We start from the raw sequence: 20,248 nt of genomic DNA on the forward strand, positions 1-20,248 counted from the left end.
GGCCTCTGACAGGGCCGACCTTGGCCTTGCCCGCGCCGCGGAGAGCCGTCCGCACGTCGGCACGTCCGCCCGTCCGCCCGGCCGCCCGTCCGCCCGTCCGCCCGCCCGGCCGCCCGGCCGCCGTCCGCCGTCCGCTCAGGCCGTGTACGCCCCCACCAGCACCCCGGCGAACGCCCCCGCGAGCAGGAACGGCCCGAACGCGATCGCCGTACGCCGCCCGGCGCCCCGCGCGACGACCAGGAAACCGCCGTACAGCGCGCCGAAGAGGAACCCGGCGAACGTGCCGAGCAGCAGCGTCGGCCAGCCGTACCAGCCGAGGACGGCGCCCGTGCCGAGCGCGAGCTTCACGTCGCCGAAGGCCATGCCGGCCGGGTTGATCAGGAACAGCAGGAAGTAGCCGCCGCCCAGCACGAGCGCGCCCAGCAGGGCGGTCGTCCAGTGCCCGGCGTGCTCGGGCGCCAGCGCGGCCAGGCCCAGCAGGAGCGCGGCGGCGCCCGCGAGGGGCAGCGTGAGCGGGTCGGGCAGCCGCTGCACCCGCAGGTCCACGACGGCGAGCAGCACGCCGACGGGCGTCAGCAGCAGCCACACGCCCAGCTCGGGCCGGGTGCCGGTGGCGGCGGCGAGCGCGGCGCACAGCAGGGCGGTGACCAGTGCGAGGGGCCAGACCCGGGGGCCGTACGACGCCGTGCCGGGCGGACAGGCCCGGCAGCGGGCCCGGCCCAGCCAGCCACGGACGGGATGCCCCTGCGGGCAGGTCCGCCGCCAGCCCTGCTGCTCCTCGCCCTCCTGCGCCGACGGCACGCAGAAGCGGTACGCCGCCCGCGGGAGCAGGGCGCCCGCCGCCGCGCCCCACAAGGCGGCGACGGCGGGAAGGAGGTCGCCGGGGTCGCTCATCCGACGGCCGCGGCGCCCTCGCGCCACGTCGGCAGCAGCTCGTCCAGCAGGGCCTCGGTGCGCGGCGGCAGGCCGCGGGCCCCGCTGCGCGCGACGAGGTCGGCGGCCAGGGCGGTGAGCCGCTCAGGGTCGCCGGTGGCGTGCGTGGCGCGCAGCAGCTCGTGCCACAGCCGCTCGTCGTCGGGGGCGGTGCGCAGGGCGGCGTTCAGTGCCTCGATCGCCCGCTCGGCGCGGTCCTTCTCCAGGTGGAACTCCGACAGCGCGAGCCCGATGTCGGCGACCAGCAGCGGCAGCTGCGCGTCGACGATCTCGTGCGTGAGCCAGCGGTAGCGGCCGGCGGGCCGGTCGGCGAGCAGCGGGCCGCGCACCAGGACGAGCGCGTCGGTGAGCAGCCGCCCGCGCACGGCGCGGCTGTCGACACCGCGGCCCTGCGTGGCCTCGTGGTAGAGGGAGCGCAGCACGTCCAGGTCGGAGACGACCGACTTGGCGAGCACGAGCCGCCCGGTGGCGTCCGTGGTCAGGCGCGGGGTGCCGTCCGGGTCGGTGCCGAGCCAGGCGCGCAGCCGCTCCAGCAGCGCCTCGCGGACGTCGTCGGTGACGCCGCGCGGCCACAGCGCGGAGGACAGCACGCGCGGGTGCACGCCCTCGCGGTGCAGGAGCAGCAGGGCGAGCGCCTCGTGCAGCAGCGCGCTGCGCTCGTCGTCGGGCGCGTCCAGGCCGATGATCTCGTACGACCCGACGAGGCGGGCGTAGACCGCGGGGCGGCCCTGCTCGCTGATGTCGACGAGGAACGGCGGGGTGGTCGTGGGCCCGTCCGGGCCGCCGTGCTCGGGGTCGGCCTCGACGAACAGCTCGACGACGGCCTGCCGCTGGGCGGCGGGCAGCATCTGGGCGTCCAGTTCCAGGCCGAGCAGCGGGGCGCGCAGCTTGCCGTCGCCGGAGATCTCCATCTCCCAGGAGGCGCCGGGCAGTTCGCCGCTCTCGCTGCCGACGAGGTAGCCGATGCCGAGGCGGCTGGCGTCGGCGGCGAGCTCGGCGAGCCGGCGGGCGTCCTCGGCGGCGGGCTGCGCGGCGAGCAGCACCAGGTGCGGCGCCCAGCGGGCGTGCTGGGCGGGTCCGGTACGGCCGGTCAGCACCGAGTCGTGGCCGGCGGCGCCGAGCGCGCCCCGGCGCTGACGGGTCTCGGCCTCCATGGTCTCCAGCAGGGCGTCGATGCCGTCGAGGTGGCGCAGCCGGTTGGGGGCGAGCGGGGTGAGGTCCTCGCCGAAGCCGACGAGGGTGATGGTCATGCGGTCGGACCAGCCGTTGGTGGCCAGTTCGGCGGCGACGGAGGCGAAGACGGCGTCCCGGTCGGCCGCGCGGCCGCTCAAGGAGACGATGCCGGGCACGGCCTCCAGGTTGAGCAGGAGGCGGGAGTCGTCCATGGTGCCGAGGCTGACCAGGCCCGGGTAGGGGGCGGCGGTGTCGGTGTCGCCGTAGGTCTCGGCGTCGGTCCGGGCCAGCACCCAGAAGGTCTGGTCCTGGCCGAGCTGCCAGGGCGCGGGCGGCTTGCCGGCCGGCTGGGCGAGCTGCAGGTGCAGGTCGCCGCCGGTCAGCCAGGCCGCGTACACGACGGGCAGCGGACGCGACTCGGCGGCGAGGGCGGCGGCGAGCCCGCGCAGCGAGCGGTCGAGCAGGCGGACGCCCTCCGGGTCGGCGCCGACGAGCAGCGCGTCCTGGGCGTCGAGCGCGTCACCGGTCGGGGTGGGCGGCTCCATGCCACGCCCGCGCACGGTGCTGATCGCCGACTGCCACAGCGCCTGGCGGCGGCGCCGGCCGAGGGCGGCGAGCAGGCCGGCGGCGAGGAACGGCGCGCCGAGGAGGGCCTGCGGCAGGCCGAAGTCGCCGGAACCCTGGTGCTGCTGTGCGTGCGGGGCGGGCTGCTGGTGCGGCGCGCCGTGGTCGGGGGCGGGCCGCTGCTCGGGCAGGGAGACGTGGCCGCCGCCGCCCTGAGCGCCCCCGCCCTGGGCGTGGTCGCCACCCTGCGCGTGATGGCCGCCCTGGGCGTGGTCGCCGCCCTGCGCGTGGTGGCCGCTCTTGGCGTAGTCGTGGATCTGCTGCTGGACCTCGGGCGAGACGGTGGGGGCGGCGTCGGGCATCTCGACGAGGTCGCCGCCGCGGGCGTCGCCGGGCATCTCCATGATCCAGCCGGGCCGGATGAGGCTGGCCTCGGACAGGCGGGAGCCGTCGGGCTGGACGCGGTCCTTGTTGAGCTCGTAGATCTCCTTGTACCGGCGGCCGTCGCCGAGGTGCCGCTCGGCGATCTCCCACAGGGAGTCGTGGTGGCGGCCCTCGGGCGGCTGGATCCGGTAGTACTTGGTGTCCCCGTGCTTGGCCTGGCTGTCGGCACGCGCGTGTGCGGCCTGCTCGGCGAGCGCGGAGGCGGCGTTCGCGGTCTGCTCCTGCGTCTGCGCGAACAGCCCCGGTGTCTGCTGGGCGGCGGCGACGGCCGGCTTCTGGTTGCCCTCCAGGCTGTGCCCCAGCTGCGACAGACCCGGCGTGAGGCTGGCCGCCGTGGCGCCGACGAGCAGCAGCGCGGCGACGAGCTGGCGGGCGAGCAGCTGACTGGGCCCGGCCCCGGGCACCCGCCCCGGCACGCCGACCCCGGACACCGCGGCCTTGACCTCGACGAGCACGCACGCGGTGAACTGCGCCCAGGCCAGCCAGACCACGACGGTCAGGATGTGCAGGAAGGTCTGGACGGTGATCTCCTGCTGCAGCCAGTCCAGGCTGGGCGCACCGCTCGGCAGCGGCCAGCCGACCTGCGAGGCCAGCGCCAGCGGCACGCCGACGACGAGCACGAGCAGGGCCACGAAGGCGAGGAACGCCTTCACGAAGTCCCCGAACGTACGCCGCCGCACCCGCACCGGCTGCGGAGTCCGGTTCCGCGGGCCCGTCGAATTGCCCGAGCTCCCCGTCGAGCTGGAGTTCCTGCGTCGCGCCATGGCGGATGTCCTGGGGTCGAGTGTGGAGGTGGTCTGATGACGGTCTGGTGCGTGGGGGTGGTGAGAGGTGGGTGGGGGTGGGTGGTTCGAGCCTACAGAGATCTTATGGACTGGCACGGACAGCGCTACGGGGCCGGGACGGAACCGGAACGCGCACCGGGCGATTGCTCACCCGGTGCCGCAGAAGCCGGACTTGTCCCCTGCGCGGCCGCACGCTTGCGCACCACCCGCACCCCCACCGCGTCCTGCTGCTCCACGTCGCTGTCGGTGGCCACGTGCAGGGGTACGGCGACGACGGCCCAGACAAAGCCCCACAGCCACCGGCCGACGAGGCGGACCGGCCCGGGGCGGCCACCGTCCCGCTCCCGCACCACCCGCAGGCCGGCGGCGAGTTTGCCGAGGCTGGCCCGGGCCGCCCAGGTGAGGAGGACGTGATTGGCGAAGGAGACGGCGAGCGCGGCGCCGAGGGCGGCGGCCACGACCGAGGGAACCGGGCTCTGGGCCGGAGAACCGTCACCGGCGTGCACACCGACGGCGACGGCAGCGGCCGAGCCGGCGGCCACGGCGAGCAAGGCGTCCACGAACACCGCCGTGAGCCGCCGGCCCGACGAGGGCGGGACCGTCGCGGGTGACGCGCTGCTCATCGCGTCACCCGGCTCCCAACGCCCGGCCGAGGGCGGTCAGGAACGCCGTACGGTCGCGGGTGGCGATGGTCAACGCCTCACCGCGACGGGTGGTGATCACCACGCTGTCCATGCCCATGGGCACGCTCCAACCACCCCCGACCAGACGGGCGGCGACCGGCGCGTTGGTGTTCAGCGACGTCGCGTAGCGCTGCGCGGCCGTCGGCACGGCCTGCTGGGACGCGGCGTGCACGCCGGCGGGATCGAGCTCCGCCAGGGGAATGCGCTCCCGGCCGACGCGCAGGGTCTGCGCGTCGATCCGGATGCGGTTGAAGAAGTACTTCGACAGCGGTACGGCGTTGAACGGCACCCAGACGAGCACCAGGAACATCGCCGACAGGCCGAGCCACAGGCCGAAGTCGTCGGGCAGGCTGCCCGCGCCCATGGCGGCGATCCCCACCAGGTAGAGAACGGTGGTGATCGCCAGCCAGGTCTTGGGGATCTTCTCTTCGTACAGCATGGGTTCTTACGGCCCTGATTCCTCAGCGGTTGACCGACTGGATCTCACGCACGGTCACGTTCTGCGTGTCGCCGAAGGTGCCGCTGGGCAGTGAGTGGACACCTGGTTCGGTGGTGCTGGTCCAGGTGATCCGCCAGGTGACCGTGGCCTTCAGGGCGTAGGGGCCGCCGGCACCGGTGGAACGGAGGTAGCGGACACCGCAGGGCGGCGTCTGGTTCGCCTTGCCCGCCGTGTACTCCTCGCCGATGGCGCCGTTGAGGAACATGCAGTCACCGGACGCCGGGATGGTCTCGGCATCGCTCGTGCCGGGGTCGATGTGCAAGGAGACGGGTTCGGCGGTGGTGGTGGCCGAAAGACCCGTGCCGGGCAGGCTGGCCGTGACGGACACCTTGTGGATCTTGGTCTTGTCCAGCCAGATCCAGGTCGGCAGGTTCACCGTCGAGGCCCCCGTGGGCGCCATCTTGACGTCGGTTCCGGGAATGGGCAGCTCGTCGTAGGCGTACTCGGCCAGCACCTTCGGCGAGACGGCGAGCGGCTCGTTCGGGGGCTGGCCGCTGGGGACCCAGAACGGTGGCTTGTCGCAGGCGTTGGCCGCCGGGTCGTCCTTGCGGTTCGGATTCTTCACCGCCGCCCAGAACATGCCCTTGCCTTGCTGGTCCAGGTTGTAGTTCTTGTACGGGTTGCCGTCCTTGTAGCGGTAGTCGAGCATGTCGCCGACGGCCGTACCGATGCCTCCGAAGAACGGCAGCCCGTCGAGGCTGCGGATCGCCTTCACGGTGGCCTCGATCTCCTTGGGCGAGAAGGAGGGCTCGTACCAGCACGCCGGAGGCGTCCAGTTGCTGTTGCTCGGCGTCAGGGTCCCGGTCTTCGCCGACTGGGCGCCGCCACCGTTCACCGTCGTGGTGACCTTGGTCTGCGCCTGGATGCCGCCGTTCTGCGCGCCACCGGTTGCGCTGGCGCTCCCCTCAGGGGCTCCACCGGCCCCGGTGCCACCGCCGGCGAACGCCTGGGACGGCACGGCCGCCAACGCGACCGCCACCGCCGGGACGAGCAGACGCCTGGACCACCGCTTGTTCCGCATCACATGCACCTCTTCGCCGCCTCGGTGGAGGACACACTCGTGGTCTGCCAGACACCCTGGGCATTGCGCTCGAGCCGGGTGTTGTAGAAGGCGTAGTCGCTGGCCGACCCCTTGATGGAACGATCCACCTTGCCCGTCTTGCGATCCTTCGGGTAGGTCTGCGTACCGTCCTCGCAGTAGGTGACCGCGGCAACGCCGTCCGAGAGGATCGTGACCTCCCGGTCGTAGTAGCGGGCTTTTCCGACATAGCTGCGGTTCTTGTCGTAGAAGCCCTTGATGTACGTGTAGGACGTCAGAAGAGCGTCGCCCTTGGAGTAGAACTTCAGGGCCGGGTGTTCCTTGGCGTCCACGGTGATCGCCTCGGTGATCGAGTTGATGCGCCGCTCGTTGTCCGCCAGCACCGCGTCCTTCGTGGGATCACCCGTGGTCCCCCCTTCGAACACGTTCTGGATGTCGCTCGGCAGCTTGATCTCCGGCCGTTTGATCTGGTCCGCGCTCGCCGAAGGCGTCGGCGAGGCGCTCGTCGGCGCTCCCGTGTCCGCGCCCGCGATCTTGTCGTTGTCGGTGGAGTCCGAGCCGCCGCCTCCGCAGGCGGACAGCAGCAGGACCGCCGCCGTGGTCAGGGCAGCCGCCGCTGCCGTGGTCGGGCGTGTGCGCATCGGTTCGTAACCTCCGAGGGGGGATCGTTCACAAATGGACGGCCGGAAGCTCATGGGTCGTCAGCCCACCTGGTTCTCCGCCACCGCCTGGCCGTGCACCACGACGTCGCCGCCGTAGAACATGCCGGTGAAGACAGGGCGGTACGTCAGTTGCACCTCGACCTGAACCTGCTGCGCGTCGGCCGCCACGCAGTGGGTCGCGGCGATGTCCGCGCCGGTCATGTCCATCTCGCGGGCGAACGCCTTCACGCGGGCGTCGCAGTTCTGGTAGTTGATCGGCGCCGGGCCGCCCTGGTTTCCGTAGAGGGCTTCCTTGTCGATGTCCTGCGCGGCGTAGCGGGCCGCCTGTTCCGCGATGTCGGCCGCCCGCTCCCGCTTGGAGATGGACAGACCGCCGTCGATCACGAAGGCCGCCAGCGAGAGGAAGACAAGGGCGAAGATGATGACCGCGCCGGCACCGGAGCCGCGGTCGTCCAAGCGGGAGACACGCTGCTGCCACCACTGCTTCACGCCGACCTCCGGAAGGGGTCCAGCGGGGAACTGAACGACGCCGACAGGGTCGTCGGAACGTTCAGGCCGAGCATCGCCAGGCCCCGCACCTGACAGCTGACCTCGACCGTGAAGATGGTGTCCGGTGCGAAGCCGGCGCTGGTCTGCACGACCGACACCGGGCCCGAGCAGACGTCCTTCAGGTCCGCCTCGGCGACCTTGCGCGCCTCCGCCATGGCCGTGCCGTGGTCCTTCTGGATGGACCCCGCCCGCGCCGCGTCGCGTGCCGCGCCGTCGAGTGCGCCGCGGCCTTCGACGAGCTGGCCGAAGGCCACCAGGACCAGGATGAACAGGATCATCACCGGCGCGAGGATCACCACCTCGACCGTCGACAGACCCCGGTCGCCCCAGGCACCCCGGTCGCAGGCCTTGACGTCGTCGCCGGCACCCCGGTAGCCGCCCGGGCGCCGGAGGCGTTCCCGCAGGGAGACCATCTACCTCTCCCCCTCCCGCACGAACCGCTCCACCGGCCCCACCGACTGGGCGTGCACCGTCAGGTCCAGGCCCGGGAAGACCGTCGGGATGCGGGCCGAGATCTCCACGCCGACCGTGTTCTGCTCCGGCTGGAGCATCTTCACGTCCGGGGACAGCACCAGCTGCGGACCGAGCTGGCTGATGTAGTCGTCGACCACGCCACGGGCCTTGCCGCGCCACGCGCCCGGCTCGTCGTGCGCCGTCGCGCGGGCCTTGCGGGCGCCCGCCTGGGCCGCCGCCTGGGCCACGTGGTCGGCGAAGAAGTACAGCGCGAACTGCACCGTCGCGAAGATCATGAAGAACAGGACGGGGGTGAGCAGGACGAACTCGATCGCCGTCATGCCGGAGTCGCCGCGGTGCGCCGTCGCCTCCCGTACGGCCGACACCCTGCGGCGCACCCATCTGCCCACGCCCACGTGTATCCCCGTCAACCCCGTAGTTACGGCACTCAGCAGGTCTTGCCCGCGTCCGCGCCCTTGATGCAGTCGCCGACCTTGTTGGCGCCCTCGCTCAGCGCGGCGTTGATGATGGCGGCCACCACGCCGACGATCGCCACGACGACCGCGGAGATGATGACCCACTCCACCGCGGAGGCGCCGCGGTCCAGTTCGCCGGAGCGGGCGCGCTCGACGCGGCCGCGCAGGAAGGTGACGAGGAAGTCCACGGCCGGGATGCCGGTGGAGAAGTTCCGTCCGTTCATGGTGAGTTGTCCTCTCGAGGTCCTAATCGAAGGCTGGCAGTCGGTCCGCTGAAGGCTGTGTGCTGAGGTGAGACGGGTCAGACCTGGAACACCCGCATCGCCGCCGGGAAGATCAGGAACACCAGGAAGCCCGCGCACAGCAGCAGCTGGGCGACGAGCATCGACTGCGACTTCTCGCCCGCGCTGCCCTCGATCTCGGCGAGTTCGCGGTGACGCATGGTCTCGGCGCGCGAGGCGAGGGACTCGCGGACCTTCGCGCCGTCGTCGGCGACCAGGGCCAGGGAGGCGGAGAGGTCCTTCAGCTCCTCCACGCCCAGCTCCTCACCGAGCGCGCCGAGCGCCTGCCACTGGCTGTTGCCGGTGATCCGGGCGTCGGCGAGGGCGTACTTGATGCGCTGGTTGGCCCAGCCGTCGGAGACCTCCGCGGCCGCCATCAGCGCCTCCGGCAGACCCCGCCCGCCGGCCAGGCTCATCGACACCAGGTCCAGGTACGCCCCGATGACCCGCCTCAGGTCGCGCCGCTTGTCGGCCGCGTCCCGCCGTACCTCCAGGTCGGGCAGGAAGAAGAAGATCGCGCCGCACGTCAGCGCCAGCCACACCGGGATGATCGGGCTCTTGCCGAACCCCATCGTGTAGACCACCGCGAACAGGAACGGGCCGAAGAACAGACCCGCCACACCGAGCAGCACCTTCGTCGCCAGGAACTTCTCCCAGCTGCGGTCCAGCACCGCGAGGTCCGCGCGCAGCGAGCGCTGCTCCCAGCCCTGCTGCAGATAGAACTCGGCGACGCGCGCGCCGACCTGGGCGCGGAGGGTGCCGAAGCGGCCCGTCTCCGGCGCCCGCGCCTGCGTCCCGTACGCCGAGCCGCGCGCCCGCATGGCGTCGATGCGGGCGACCTGCTGCAGCGCGCTGCGCTTGCTCGGCATCAGGGCACGGACGAGGGCGTAGACGCCCAGGCCGAAGACCACGCCGACGACGATCGGCATCGTGAGGTTCATCGGCGTACCCCTTCCTCCTGCTGCTGGACGGGCGTACGGGGACGCACGAACTGCACGGACGACTCGTCGCGGACCAGGAAGCGTTCGGGCGTCTCGATGGTGGACAGCTTGCGCAGCCACCAGAAGCCGAGCGCGAACAGGCCGCACACACAGGCCAGGACGAGCTGGCCGACGGGCGAGCCGTAGGGCGCGACGAAGTCCCGGTTGAAGATGGACAGGCCCAGCACGAACGCGATGGACACCGCCACGACGATCTGGACCGAACGGCGGGTGGAGGCGCGCTGCGCCATGACGCGCTGGCGCATGTCGACCTCTTCGCGGGCCGACTTGGCGAGCGCGCCGAGCACCTGCCGCAGACCGGGGCCGCGCAGCCGGGCGTTGAGGATGAGCGCGGCGACGATGATGTCGGCGGAGGCGTCGTCGATCTCGTCGGCGAGCAGCTGCAGCGCGTCCGGCAGCGGGGTGCGGGAGCGCAGCCGGTCGACGAGGGCGTCGAGGTGCGGGCGCAGCACGGGCGCCGCGGCCCGGGCGGAGGCCGGGATGGCCTGCTCCAGGCCGACCGCGCCGGCGATGGTGTCGCGCAGCGACTCCGTCCAGGAGGCGAGGGCCTCCACCCGCTTCATGGCGGCGCGTTCCTCCGCGGCGCCGCCGAAGAGGCGGTCCCAGAAGAAGACGAGGACGGCCGCGGCGGCGCCGGCCACGACCCAGCGGGTCAGCAGCAGCACGGCCAGGCCGATGATCGCGGCGAGGGAGCCGCGCTGCCCGGCGAACCGGATCAGCTCGTTCGCGCGCTCGCTGGCCTGCCGCTTCTCGTGCTCGGGCTTGGCGGGCAGGCCGCGGATGGCGAGCAGGAGCAGCGCGAGGCCGCCTCCTACGGCGACGCCGCTGGCGATGGAGTACAGGACGGTCGTGGAGAACAGCCCGCCCATCGCGCCGAGCGAGCCGAGAGCGAGGTGGGCCGGCGCGGCGAGCGCGTCCGGGGCCGGTGCGGCGAGCGCGTCCGGGGCCGGTGCGGCCGTCGCGCCGAGCGAGCCGAGAGCCATCGTGGTCGTCATGCCGCTCACCCCCACGTTCCGTGCGGCTGGTAGCCGTGTGCGATGAGGTCCTCCAGGCAGGCGATGGGGGCGTGCGGTACGACCCGGCCGTCCGGCGCCTCGGCGAAGACCTCGCTGGAGAGCACGCGTCCGTCGACGCCGTTGACCTCGCGCACGGAGGTCACCATGCGCTGCAGGCGGCCGCCGGTGGCGTAGTTGTTGCGGCGCTGGATGAAGACGACGAAGTTGACCGCGCCGGCGATGAGCATCTGGCTGGCCTCGATGGGCAGCCGTTCCGCGGCCTGCAGGGCGTAGGTGGAGATGCGGTTGAACACCTCGTGCGAGCTGTTGGCGTGGATCGTGGACAGCGAACCGTCGTTGCCCTGCGACATCGCGTTCAGCATGGTGACGATCTCGTCGCCGAGGACCTCGCCGACGATGACCCGGGAGGGGTTCATGCGCAGGGAGCGGCGGACGAGTTCGGCCATGGAGATGGCGCCCTGGCCTTCGGAGTTGGGCAGCCGTTCCTCGAACGCCACGACGTTGGGGTGGAGTTCGGGAAAGGTGTCCAGGCCCAGCTCCAGGGCGCGCTCGACGGTGATGAGGCGCTCGTGGGGCGGGATCTCGTTGGCGAGGGCGCGCAGCAGCGTCGTCTTGCCGGCGTTGGTGGCGCCCGCGATCATGATGTTCTTGCGGGCGCGGACCGCGCAGGCCAGGAAGTGCCCGAGTTCCGGGGTGAGGGTGCCGTTGCCGACGAGGTCGGAGATGAACACCTTGCCCATGCGGGCGCGGCGGATGGACAGCGCGGGCCGGCGGGCGACGTCCATGACGGCCGACAGACGCGAGCCGTCGGGCAGCCGGAGGTCGAGCTGCGGGTTGGCGGAGTCGAAGGGCCGGGAGGACAGGCCGGAGTAGGCGCCGAGGACCTGGATGAGCTCGATGAGCTCCTCGTCGGTCTCGGCGACCGGCTCGCCCTTGGTCTCGCGGCCGTCGGCGTAGCCGATGAAGACCTGGTCGCAGCCGTTGATGTCGATGTTCTCGACCTGCGGGTCGTCCAGCAGCGGCTGGAGCCGGCCGACGCCGAAGAGGGCGGCGTGCACGGCCGCGGCGTACTGCTCCTCGGTCTCCGCGTCCAGCGGAGTACGGCCCGCGTTGATCTCGGAGCGGGCGTACTCCTCGAGTATCTGGGCGATGACGGCGCGGGCGTACTGCCGCTCGTCCTCGCTGGACATCGGGGTGACGCCGCTGGCCTGGTCCAGGCGCCGCTGCTCGGCGATGCGGTCGCCGGCCTCCTGCCGGAACCGCTTGACCAACTGGTGGTCGACAGCGGTCATCGCCCGGCCCCCGCGTGCCCGTTCATCGGGCCGTCGGCGGGTACGGACCAGGAGGCGCCGTACTGCTGGTAGAGGTCGGCGGTGACCTTGCGGGCGGAGCGGATCAGCAGCGACTTGTCGAGGCGGCCGCGGCGGCGGCCGGCGAGCATCTCGGCGCCCGCCGGGTCGTCGGCGATGGTGCCGACGACGCGGGCGCCGGTCTGCGCGTGCACGAGCATGTCGTTGACCTGGTTGACCAGCTTGCCCGCGTTGCCCGGGTCGGCGACCAGCACGACCCCGATCACCGGGTTGGCGAGGCTCGCGGCGCCGCGCGGGCCGCCGTGCAGCTTCGCCGCGAGCGCGGCGGCCCGGTCCCGGACGCGGGCCAGGGACTCGGCCTCGGTACGGGCGATCAGCAGCACCAGCGCGGCGTGCGGGAAGAGTTCGACGGCCGGGGTGTCGCCGCTGACGCGGCCGCAGTCGGCGATGACGTCGGCGGCGGCGTGCGGGGAGTCGGCGAGCGAGGCGAAGGCGTGTCCGAGGGTCGGCCACAGCCCGGCGAGGCCCGCGGCCTGTTCGGCGACACCGAGGCCGACGAGCACCTCCAGGCCGCCGCTGAGCGGCTGGACGTGGTCCCACAGCTGGTCGGGGACGAGGCCGCGGCGCGCGGTCGCGGCGATCGACAGCATGCCGAGGTTGGGGTTGAGCGGACCGCCGTGCGCGGCGGCGCTGCGGTAGACGAGGTCGCCGCCGGCCGGGTCGGTCTCGGCGAGCAGCACGCGCCGCGGCCACACGGCAGCGAGGGCGACGGCCGCGGTGGTGACGCCGGGGGAACCCTTGTCGGCGGCGAGGGCGATGAGGGCCATGGGTCGTCCGCCGCCTTCTAGTTGCCGGAGACGCGGACGATGGCGACCGCGTTGGCCGAGGCGGCGCGGGCCACGGCGGCGGCGTCCGTCTGGTCGACGAGGAGGGTCAGCGACAGGTTGCCCGTGCTGACGGTGGCGTCGCTGCTGTCCTTCACGCCGCTGACGAGCGCGTTCTGTACGAGCAGTCCGCCGGAGGACGAGGAGGAGGAACCGGTGCCGGTCTTGCCGGAGCCGGAACCGGTGGCGTCGACGTTGTAGACGGCCACGTGGTCGCCGGACTTGATGTCGGAGGGGTACTGGCCCTCCTTCAGCGCGAGACCGACGGAGGCCTTGCCGGCCGGGATCTCGGCCTTCGCGGCGAACATGTCGCCGACGACGACCGTGCCGGCGTAGATCGTGGACTTCGCCTTGAGCTTCTTCAGGGCGTCCAGCTGGGTCCACTTGACGTAGTTGATGGAGGCGTCGTCGGCGACCATCACGGAGGTGGTGTTGTCGGCGCTCACGGACTCGCCGGCCTGGATGTCCTTCGTCACCTTGACGACCTCGACCCGGTCGCCGGCCCGCAGCACGAGCATGGTCGCGCCCAGCGCGCCCACCAGGATCAGCAGCACCGCGAGCGCCGCGAGCGCCGGCTTGCGCTCCCGCGGCGGCGTGGGCAGCCGGTCACCGACCGACGGCTGAGCCGGAGCCGCGGAACGTCCCGCGCCCGCCCCCGTACGCTCCTGGATCTTCACGCAACCGCTCCCCGTACACCCAAGCTGTTGTCTGCCAACTTCTTTGCATTCATTGCAAATCCGGACACTTCACCTAAGACCCGCGGAGACCCGTCGAGATCCACCGAGACCGCGCGTTTAACCGGCGCGAGGGCGAGTGTCAAGCGATCGCACGGTATCAGCCGTGCATAAGGCCCTCAAGGCGAGCCCATGCGCGGACGACTCACCGCACACCTGCTTCTTCATTTGCAACTACACCGGATCGACGCCCCGTTGAACACCAGGTGGAACGGCCCTTCATCTGCTGTGCGTCAGCGAATCACCCCCGCCAGGCGCGCCGTTCGCGGCCTCGCCACCGGCCGGGCCGTCGTCACCCCGCGCCCACGATCCCTGCACCATTCACTCACGGAGGTACGGAACGGGCATGCCATGATCTTTTCCCATGACGCCGACGACGAAGACGCGAGCCGCCCTGACCACGGCCGCCCTCTCCGCCTGCGCCCTGACCGCCCTGACCGCTCTCACCGCCTGCTCCGGCAGCGGCGCCGCGGACGGGGCCGACAAGGCCACCTCGCCCTCGCCGACCCGGCAGACCTCCCCGGCCGAACGCCTCGCGCAGCTGATGGTGACGCCGGCGGAGGTGGGCGGCCACGCGGTGGAGAAGCCGTCCGGCGACTACACCTTCGCCCGCTCCACCCACGAGGTCACCGTCGACAAGGCGGACTGCGCCCCGCTCGTCTACGCCATGCACCAGCTGCCGCTCGGCGCGCCGCAGGCCGACCTCACCCGGGTCGTCCAGGGCGACACGACGGACGCCCCGCTCACCTACGTCACGCTCACGGCCTACGGCCCGGGCGGCGCGCAGTCGGCCCTGGCCGGTCTGGAAAAGGCGGTGGGCGCGTGCGGCGCCGGCTTCACCGCGAAGTCCAAGAACGACAGCAGCACCTACACCTCGGTCGCGGCCGAACAGCCGACGGCCCGCGCCGGCGACGGAACGGTCGCCTTCAAGGCGACGACCACCGTGCAGGGCGTCACCCACACCCTGCACACCGAGGCCGTGCGCGCCGGTGACGTCATGGCCGTCTACTTCTCCGTCAACGGCATGGCGATGCTGCAGAACCGGCCCAGCGACGCCGAGCCGGCGCCGGCGGTGGTGAACGCGCAGAACGCCAGACTGCGATGAGCGGGACCGTCGAGACGTACGAGCTGGACTACCGGCAGACCCCGCCCGCCGTCGTCCGCCGCACCGTCCCGGGCGGCCACGACCGGACGGCTCTGCACCTCCACCACCTGCCCGACCCGGCGACCGGACCGGACCCGGGCCGCTCCTCGGGCCCCTTCCAGTCCTCGCGAGCCACCGGGTCCTCGCGCGCCGCCCGCTCCTCGCGCGCCTTCCAGCTCACCGCCGACGACGGGACACCGGTCGCCCGCGTGCTGACGGAGCAGCCACTGGGCTCCCGCCTGACGGGCCTTCCCGGCGTGTACCGCGTCGAGGACCCCTACGGCACGCCGCTCGCGCGCATCACCGTCCGCCGGCGCCGGTGCGCCCGGCTGCGGTGGACCGTCGAGCCGGTGAACGGGCCCGTCCTGCACGGATACAAGGGCCGCCTGGTGTGGTGGGCCGTGTGGTGGCCGCTCGGCCTGCCGCTGTGCCTGCTGTTCCTCGTCTCCAGCCTGCTGGGCGACGGCGACGGCGGCTTCCGCGCGCCCCGCCGGATCATCTGGCGCGACGCGTCCCGCCGCGCGCACATCTCGTTCCGGGGGTTCTCCGACGAGTACGCGGTGCGGGTCCCCGGCTGGGACCCTCGCCTCGTCGCGGCCCTCGCCGCCCTCCACCAGTCCTTCGACCCGGCGGACGCGGCGGGATCGCTCGGCTGGTACGCGGGGTAGGACACGGGTGACGAGAACGGGGGCGGCATGACCCCCGCGCCGTGTAACGCGGTCCACGGGCGTGCCGTACCTGTTACCGGCTCGGCCAGGACGGCTGTACGTACTGGCCGACGGGATCGCGGCGCAGGAGGCCACCGCGTTGTGCGTCCGGGCGCCCGCGAACGACGCGGTGACGGTGACCGTGTACGACGTCCCCTGTCGACGCGGGCACCCTGGACCCCGTCGGGTGTGAGCTGACGCACAGAAAGGTTCGCTCTGGCGAAACCAAGAGCCACGCCGATACCGTCAGTGCCCTTGACTGACATCTGTCTCACGGGGAGTCCACTGTGAAGCGCCGCACTTTGCCCGTTGCTGCCGCGCTCGCCGCGACCGCAGCCCTCCTGCTGACGGCCTGCGGCAGCGGCGACGGGAAGTCCGAGGACAACGACAAGATCGCGGGAGCGGACACGGGCGAATCGAAGCCACCGACGTCCCCGAGCGCGTCGGCCGGTGCCGTGAAGCGCCCGACCATCGCCCTGCCGGGTGACGTCAAGGACGTCTTCGAGGGCTGGCAGACGGGAGACGCCGCCAAGGACGGGCTGTTGTCGGACGTCAAGGAGCGCATCAAGGCGACCGACGCCGCGATCGTGGCCGGCAACCCGGACGCCGAGGCCCTGGCCTTCTACTACAAGGGGCAGGCGCTCGCGGGGGCTGCCGACTGGGTCCAGGGCTACGTGAAGAACGGCAAGACGATCACGGGCACGGTGCGCTTCTACCACCCCGACCTCATCATGGTCGACAAGGACACCGCTGCCCTCGCCTACTGCGCGGACGAGACCAACGCGTTCGACAAGAACCGCAAGACCAACGAGATCGAGAAGACCGCCGCGACGAAGAACTCGTACGTCGCCTACAACACGCGGGTCGAGAAGAACGAGCAGGGCGTCTGGCAGACCACAAGCCTGCTCTCGGAGAGGGGGAACGCGAAGTGCACTCCGTGACAACGCGAAGATGGCTCTTCGCGGGACTGACGGCGGCGGCGATAGCGCTCACGCCGACCGCCGCCTTCGCAGAGCGAGGCGGCGGCCAGTCCCAGGGTGGCACGGCACACACGAGCGGTAACCAGTCCGGTGGAAGCCTCACCTCCATGGTCCGTTTCTCCGGCGCCACGGACGGCGGCGGCGAGAGCCGTGGCGGCACCGGCAACGTCACTCCCGTGGGCGACTGGACCCCGCCGGCCTGCTGGTACGAGCCGCGTACGGCACAGGAGTTCTCGAAGTACATGGAGGACATGTACAACGAGACGATCAACACGCCGGGCCAGCACAGCTACGCGAAGACGGCCGTCGGCCAGATGCGCGACATGTACAAGGACGGCAAGTACAAGAACTACAACCTCGACCAGGCCGACGAGGGAACCTGGTGGGTCGCCGTCCGCGACGAGTCCCGCTGGATGGAGCCGGAGGCGCAGGTCTGCAACGAGCTGCCGTTCTGGCTGAAGAACGGTGACGCCCCGAAGGTGCCCAACGCCGTCACGCCGCAGATCCTCGCCGAACTCGCCTACAACCGCATCAAGTTGCCCACCACCGAGGTCACCCTCGCGCCGGCCGAGGTCACCAAGGTGAACCTGCCCACATGGGCCTGGCTGGACAAGACCAAGTTCACCGACGTCTCCGTCACCGCGGCCCTCGACGTCGGCGGCGTGCACATCCAGGCGACCACCACCGCCCGGCCCGTCTCCCTCAAGCTCGAACCCGGCACGGCCGACGCCGAGACCTACCCGGCCTCGGGCGAGTGCACGATCAACGGCGGCACCGTCGGGGAGCCGTACGCCCCGGGGAAGGCGAACCGGACGCCCCCCTGCGGCATCAAGTACCTGCGTTCCTCGGGCAACGGCACCTACCGTCTCCGTGCCACGGTGACCTGGCAGATCACCTGGACCGGCACGGGCAACCCCAACCCGACCCGGCTCCCCGACGGCACCTTCGGCAACGACCAGGCCGTGACCGTCCAGGAAATCCAGTCGGTCAACCGCTGAGGTACTGACGGCACATGGGCGAGGCTGCCAAGCGGGGCCGCCGTAGGGCGGCCCCCGCGTCACTGCGATACGAACGGACACCCCGGGGGCGGCAAGCCGCCGGCGCGGCGGAGAAGAAGAGCGACACCGTCCTCGGCTGTCTCGCTTTCCTCGCCTGCGCCGGCGTCCTGGTCGTCTGGGCGCTCTTGGACCACGTCTGGGGCGACGACGCCTATCGGTGGGCTTCCCGCCACTGGCCCGGTGGCGCGTACGCCTTCGCAGCCTGCGTCGGGCTGGCGGGCCCCGGTCTCGCGGTTCTCGCGTGCTTCTGCCTCGCAACGATGCAGTGGAAGTCCTGGAAACTGCACCCGGCCCGCACCCTTACCCGCACGACCTGCGGGCTGCTCTCCACGACCGCGCTGGTTCCCTACGTGGTCCTCGTGTTCAACGCCCAGGACACGGGCACGTGGGGCCGCGGTTCCTCGACCCGGCCGAGCTGGGTGTTCAGCCACTACCCATGGCTCTGGGCGGTGGGACTGCTGGCCTCCGCAACGACTACGGTGCTGTTGGTCTGCGGCGTGCGCCTGCGCCTTCGACGGTCCCTCGCCGGGGAGGCGGCACAGTGACAGCAAGCTCGCCTTTCCTGCGACGTATCGTTACGACGCATGTGGCCAGGAGAACAGCAGCCGACGGCCTGGCACGGGCCGCAGGCAGCGCCAACGAGCCGGTACGAGAAGCCCTTCGAAAAGCCGCTACGGCGGAGCAACCGGCCTGCTCTCATTGCAGTCGCGGCGGCGGCGACGGTGGTCGTGGCGTGCGCGGCTGTTGCCGGGCACCTGCTGCTGAGTGACCGCGCCGGGGGCGGTCCGGGCCCTGGACCGATCCTGCCAACCCGGCCACAGAGTCCGACAAGCTCGTCTGCCGATGGGCCAACGCCCCTCATCCGAGGCTGGAAGGTCGTCGTGAACCCGGTACAGGGCATAGCTTTCGACGTTCCGCCCGAGTGGGAGCTGAAATCCACGGACTGGGTTCGCTACGTCGCCCGAAACGGGGACCCTGAGGACAAGCCTCTGATCGCCATGCGTGCCCCCGCGTATCTGGACGAGCGGTGGTGCAGGTCGGACAACGACAGAGACGGCTCACTGGAGGACACACCGCTGGCAACGGTGGGCACCAAGACCAACACCGCGGCCGGCAGCCCCCGGCAAGTGGCCTCCCTCGACCCGCAGACCTGGGTGGTCGGGCAGTACGCGCAGCCGGACCGCAGCAAGGTCCGTCCAGGGCCCGTGGAGGACTTCACCACCCGGTCCGGCCTCACCGGCAGCCTGGGATCCGCCTGGTCCGACGGAGCCGGAAGTGCGAAGAAATGCACATCGGACGGCAAGGCGTGGACATTCGCCTTCCGGGACCCTCGCGGCGATGTGGAGTCAGTGTCCTTCGTCGGCGCGATGAATGTGCCCGACGAAGTGGCCGACACCACCGTGCGAAAGATCATGGGTACGGTGCGGCGGTACCAGGAGCCCTCATATCGGACGGAGACTCCCTAGCCGACGAGCCTCGGGCACAGGCACTTCGTCACATACGCGAAGGTTTGTAACGACGTGCATCAAAGGGACTCTACAGACGCCACCATCCCGCCTCCGCGGCGCCTCTCGTCGCATTCTGCAGTGACGGACAGCAAACACCCATGACAGCTGGGCAGTCGAGCCTGGCGGAACCACCAGCACCATCGATACCGTCAGAGGTCTTGACTAAGCTGTCGTCATCACGGGGGAGCCACTTTGAAGAGTCGCACCTTACCCGTTGCCGCCGTACGCGTACGCAACGGCGACCACGCCGGTGAACTCGCGGCGGCAGTCGCGTCGGCCTCCCGCAGCACGCCGATCCCGCACCACTAAGGAGCGAAACCGTGGGCTTCAAGGGCATGGACGACGTCCAGGCTCCCAAACTTGCTGCCGCCGTTGACGTACTGGGCGGAACCCTCAGCATCCAGGGAGGACTGATCGGCGGAATCCTGGCCAAATGGGACGCCAAGGCCGATGGGGTATCGGATTTCGCCAAGAAGTCACAGTGGGCCAACGACGAGGCGAAGGACATTCGCCGCCGTCTCGGCCTGGCCAAGGACGATCCCGAAGCCGTCCTCTCCTTTGCCGCACTCGCCGGAGCGCTGGAGACATGGAAGGAGTTCAAGGAGGGCACGCTCAAAGACATCAAGATGCCCCTCAAGGTCCTCAAGATCCCGACCGCGATCGAGGCATCGCTGCGTGTCTACAAGATGTGGGAGCAAGGGCAGAACATCGACGGGGCCCGAGCCGTCTGGGAACTCAACAAGTACTTCGGGTCCGAGGCGTCCCGTATCCGTGCGACTCGTCTCGAGCTCCTCCAGGAACTACTCAAGCAACAGCGTTTGCGCAACCTTTACCACGAACCATGGCAGTGGCAGCAGGCCATCCGCAGCACCGCCATGCGCCTCAAGATCCCCACGGCCGCCAAGTGGTTTTCCAAAGCTCCCGGCACCAGCGCCCTCGCTCGCCGCGTGTTCCTCCCCCTCACCGTCCTTCACGGCGCCACGGAAATGTTCCGGCCGGATCACAAGGGCGCCCAGGGCTGGGTCGACCGTGGAATGGGTGGCGTCGAGGCAGCCGGCGCCGTAGCGGTACTGGGCGGTGCCGGCATGGCCACGGCACTCGGCGCCTCCGCCACCGTCGCAGCGGCGGTACCGGTCGTCGGGTGGGCCGCACTGGGCATCACAGGTGCCTATTTCCTGGGCAGCTGGGCCTGGGACAAGTGGGGCGACGACATCAAGAGCGGAGCCAAGGAAGCCTGGCACGCCACCACGGAGTGGGCGGGCAAGACCGGAGACAAGGCCAAAGAGATCTACAACGGGGCAAAGAGCGCCGTGACGAACCTCGTCCCCAACACCATCCGCAAATACAAGTTCTGGTAAGCGAGCA

The 20,248-nt window shown here is 71.3% G+C and carries 22 protein-coding genes; 7 read left to right on the forward strand and 15 right to left on the reverse strand.

Going from position 1 to position 20,248, the window contains the following annotated elements; genetic code table 11:
• Positions 1 to 135 precede the first annotated feature (135 nt).
• The 15 genes from ACF1AL_RS19145 to ACF1AL_RS19215 all read right to left on the reverse strand — a co-directional run bounded on the left by ACF1AL_RS19145 (position 136) and on the right by ACF1AL_RS19215 (position 13,429).
• A complete protein-coding gene (locus ACF1AL_RS19145) occupies positions 136 to 894 on the reverse strand; it encodes a prepilin peptidase (RefSeq protein WP_391826572.1) in 759 nt (252 codons plus the stop codon).
• Positions 891 to 3,878, reverse strand: a complete 2,988-nt coding sequence (locus ACF1AL_RS19150) for a BTAD domain-containing putative transcriptional regulator (RefSeq protein ID WP_391704260.1) — start codon at positions 3,876 to 3,878, stop codon at positions 891 to 893. The genes ACF1AL_RS19145 and ACF1AL_RS19150 overlap by 4 nt, the downstream gene beginning before the upstream one ends.
• A gap of 125 nt (positions 3,879 to 4,003) precedes the next feature.
• Positions 4,004 to 4,522: an RDD family protein gene (locus ACF1AL_RS19155; protein ID WP_391826574.1), complete on the reverse strand. Its 519-nt coding sequence runs from the start codon at positions 4,520 to 4,522 to the stop codon at positions 4,004 to 4,006.
• 4 nt (positions 4,523 to 4,526) lie between these two features.
• Complete coding sequence (locus ACF1AL_RS19160) at positions 4,527 to 5,021, reverse strand: hypothetical protein (protein WP_391826576.1); 495 nt, start codon at positions 5,019 to 5,021, stop codon at positions 4,527 to 4,529.
• Positions 5,022 to 5,043: 22 nt separating this feature from the next.
• Positions 5,044 to 6,102, reverse strand: coding sequence for a hypothetical protein (locus ACF1AL_RS19165; protein WP_391826578.1), 1,059 nt, complete (start codon positions 6,100 to 6,102; stop codon positions 5,044 to 5,046).
• Positions 6,102 to 6,761, reverse strand: coding sequence for a hypothetical protein (locus tag ACF1AL_RS19170; RefSeq protein ID WP_391821097.1), 660 nt, complete (start codon positions 6,759 to 6,761; stop codon positions 6,102 to 6,104). The genes ACF1AL_RS19165 and ACF1AL_RS19170 overlap by 1 nt, the downstream gene beginning before the upstream one ends.
• A gap of 60 nt (positions 6,762 to 6,821) precedes the next feature.
• Complete coding sequence (locus ACF1AL_RS19175) at positions 6,822 to 7,271, reverse strand: TadE/TadG family type IV pilus assembly protein (RefSeq protein WP_391821098.1); 450 nt, start codon at positions 7,269 to 7,271, stop codon at positions 6,822 to 6,824.
• Positions 7,268 to 7,744, reverse strand: coding sequence for a TadE/TadG family type IV pilus assembly protein (locus tag ACF1AL_RS19180; RefSeq protein WP_391821099.1), 477 nt, complete (start codon positions 7,742 to 7,744; stop codon positions 7,268 to 7,270). Before ACF1AL_RS19180 ends, ACF1AL_RS19175 begins: the two co-directional genes overlap by 4 nt.
• Entirely contained in the window at positions 7,745 to 8,194 is a 450-nt protein-coding gene (locus ACF1AL_RS19185) for a TadE family protein (RefSeq protein WP_391826580.1), read from the reverse strand.
• Between the two features lie 38 nt (positions 8,195 to 8,232).
• Positions 8,233 to 8,484, reverse strand: coding sequence for a hypothetical protein (locus ACF1AL_RS19190; protein ID WP_103780267.1), 252 nt, complete (start codon positions 8,482 to 8,484; stop codon positions 8,233 to 8,235).
• Positions 8,485 to 8,561: 77 nt separating this feature from the next.
• Positions 8,562 to 9,482 carry a type II secretion system F family protein gene (locus ACF1AL_RS19195; protein WP_384204414.1) on the reverse strand — a complete coding sequence of 307 codons (921 nt, stop codon included), beginning with the start codon at positions 9,480 to 9,482 and terminating at the stop codon, positions 8,562 to 8,564.
• Complete coding sequence (locus ACF1AL_RS19200; protein WP_366838797.1) at positions 9,479 to 10,411, reverse strand: type II secretion system F family protein; 933 nt, start codon at positions 10,409 to 10,411, stop codon at positions 9,479 to 9,481. The genes ACF1AL_RS19195 and ACF1AL_RS19200 overlap by 4 nt, the downstream gene beginning before the upstream one ends.
• Before the next feature lie 131 nt (positions 10,412 to 10,542).
• Positions 10,543 to 11,850 carry an ATPase, T2SS/T4P/T4SS family gene (locus tag ACF1AL_RS19205; protein WP_366838711.1) on the reverse strand — a complete coding sequence of 436 codons (1,308 nt, stop codon included), beginning with the start codon at positions 11,848 to 11,850 and terminating at the stop codon, positions 10,543 to 10,545.
• Positions 11,847 to 12,695 (reverse strand): hypothetical protein, encoded by an 849-nt coding sequence (locus ACF1AL_RS19210; RefSeq protein WP_386584032.1) that lies wholly within the window; start codon positions 12,693 to 12,695, stop codon positions 11,847 to 11,849. The genes ACF1AL_RS19205 and ACF1AL_RS19210 overlap by 4 nt, the downstream gene beginning before the upstream one ends.
• 17 nt (positions 12,696 to 12,712) lie before the next feature.
• Positions 12,713 to 13,429 carry a hypothetical protein gene (locus ACF1AL_RS19215; RefSeq protein ID WP_366838709.1) on the reverse strand — a complete coding sequence of 239 codons (717 nt, stop codon included), beginning with the start codon at positions 13,427 to 13,429 and terminating at the stop codon, positions 12,713 to 12,715.
• A 421-nt stretch (positions 13,430 to 13,850) separates the two neighbouring features.
• On the opposite strand from ACF1AL_RS19215, the gene ACF1AL_RS19220 reads away from it, so the two are divergent.
• The 7 genes from ACF1AL_RS19220 (at position 13,851) to ACF1AL_RS19250 (ending at position 20,241) form a co-directional block, all read left to right on the forward strand.
• Positions 13,851 to 14,591 (forward strand): hypothetical protein, encoded by a 741-nt coding sequence (locus ACF1AL_RS19220; protein WP_391821101.1) that lies wholly within the window; start codon positions 13,851 to 13,853, stop codon positions 14,589 to 14,591.
• Positions 14,588 to 15,298 (forward strand): hypothetical protein, encoded by a 711-nt coding sequence (locus ACF1AL_RS19225; RefSeq protein ID WP_391821102.1) that lies wholly within the window; start codon positions 14,588 to 14,590, stop codon positions 15,296 to 15,298. The genes ACF1AL_RS19220 and ACF1AL_RS19225 overlap by 4 nt, the downstream gene beginning before the upstream one ends.
• A 326-nt stretch (positions 15,299 to 15,624) precedes the next feature.
• Entirely contained in the window at positions 15,625 to 16,278 is a 654-nt protein-coding gene (locus ACF1AL_RS19230) for a hypothetical protein (RefSeq protein ID WP_391821103.1), read from the forward strand.
• A gap of 146 nt (positions 16,279 to 16,424) precedes the next feature.
• On the forward strand, positions 16,425 to 17,315 hold the full coding sequence (locus tag ACF1AL_RS19235; RefSeq protein ID WP_391821104.1) for a hypothetical protein: 891 nt from the start codon (positions 16,425 to 16,427) through the stop codon (positions 17,313 to 17,315).
• A 14-nt stretch (positions 17,316 to 17,329) separates the two neighbouring features.
• Positions 17,330 to 17,920, forward strand: coding sequence for a hypothetical protein (locus ACF1AL_RS19240; protein ID WP_391821105.1), 591 nt, complete (start codon positions 17,330 to 17,332; stop codon positions 17,918 to 17,920).
• A gap of 336 nt (positions 17,921 to 18,256) precedes the next feature.
• Positions 18,257 to 18,841: a hypothetical protein gene (locus tag ACF1AL_RS19245; RefSeq protein WP_391826582.1), complete on the forward strand. Its 585-nt coding sequence runs from the start codon at positions 18,257 to 18,259 to the stop codon at positions 18,839 to 18,841.
• 362 nt (positions 18,842 to 19,203) lie between these two features.
• Complete coding sequence (locus ACF1AL_RS19250; RefSeq protein ID WP_366838702.1) at positions 19,204 to 20,241, forward strand: hypothetical protein; 1,038 nt, start codon at positions 19,204 to 19,206, stop codon at positions 20,239 to 20,241.
• Positions 20,242 to 20,248 lie beyond the last annotated feature (7 nt).

Origin of the sequence: Streptomyces sp. NPDC014801, assembly GCF_043082085.1 — a bacterium.
Lineage (GTDB): Bacteria > Actinomycetota > Actinomycetes > Streptomycetales > Streptomycetaceae > Streptomyces.